Source organism: Kitasatospora sp. MBT66, from assembly GCF_000710405.2.
GTDB lineage: Bacteria > Actinomycetota > Actinomycetes > Streptomycetales > Streptomycetaceae > Kitasatospora > Kitasatospora purpeofusca.
This window is the reverse complement of record NZ_JAIY01000016.1, coordinates 29,502-30,563: the sequence shown is the minus strand read 5'-3', so window position 1 is coordinate 30,563 and position 1,062 is coordinate 29,502. Positions and strand designations below refer to the sequence as shown.

At 79.8% G+C, this 1,062-nt stretch carries 1 protein-coding gene; it reads left to right on the top strand.

Annotation, left to right across the window (positions count from 1 at the left end):
• Positions 1 to 1,062 (top strand): FUSC family protein (locus BI06_RS48810; protein ID WP_199523410.1); only part of this gene is annotated, 1,062 nt, incomplete at both ends.

Genomic DNA, 1,062 nt, shown 5'->3' with positions numbered 1-1,062 from the left:
CGGTCGCACCGGTCGCACCGGTCACACCGATCGCGCCGGACCGGCGCTCGGCACCGCCGCCCTGGACTCGGCCGAGGGCGCCCGCTTCGTCGTCCGGGCGGTGCGGGTCGGCCGCCGCGCGCCGCTGCCGCCCGACGAGACGCCCGCCGACCAGCGGCCCGGACCGTTCTGGTACGCCTACGACCCCGCCCCGCTGCTCCGGTGGCGCCGGTTCCGGGCCAACCTCACCCCGCGCTCGGTCGCCTTCCGCAACGCCCTGCGCACCGCGGGCGCCCTGGGCGCGGCCCGGCTGCTGGCCGGCGGCCTCGACCTGTCGCACGGCTTCTGGGTGCTGCTCGCCACGCTCACCCTGATGCGCACCAGCGCCGCCGACACCCGGATGACCCTGCGCCCCGCGCTGGTCGGGACGGCGCTGGGCGCCGCGGCCACCGCCGCGGTGCTGCTGGCGGTGGGGGAGCACCCGCTGGTCTACGCCCTCGCACTGCCGCCGGTGATGCTGATCGCCTTCACCGCCGGACCCGCGCTCGGACAGGCCTGGGGCCAGGGGCTCTTCACCCTGGTGGTCGCCCTCGTCTTCACCCAGCTGGCGCCCGCGAGCTGGCGGCTGGCGGAGGCCCGGGTGGTCAACGTCGCCACCGGGGCGGCGATCGGCCTCCTCGCCGGGCTCTGCGCCTGGCCCCGCGGCGGCGCCCAGGACCTGCGCCGGCGCGCCGCCGCGCTGCTGGAGGACAGCGCGGACGCGCTGCGCGAGACGGTCGCCGTGCTGACCGGCACCGGCCGTCCGGGCGGGGCGCTGCGCCGCGCCCGGACCTCCGCCCTGCTCACCGAGGCGATGTACGCCCAGTACCGCTGCGAACGGCACGACCCGGCCGGGGACGGGCCCAGTTGGCAGGCGGCGGTCCTGGCCGGGCAGCACGCCGTCCGGGGCGCCGAACCGCTGCTGGCCCGTATCCCGCCCGGGACGGCCGCACCCCACCGGGGCGGGGCGCGGGTGCTGGTGGGCCACGCGGACGAGGTCGCGGCGGCGTTCCGCCGCCAGGCGGCGGCCCTGCGCGCCCGCGA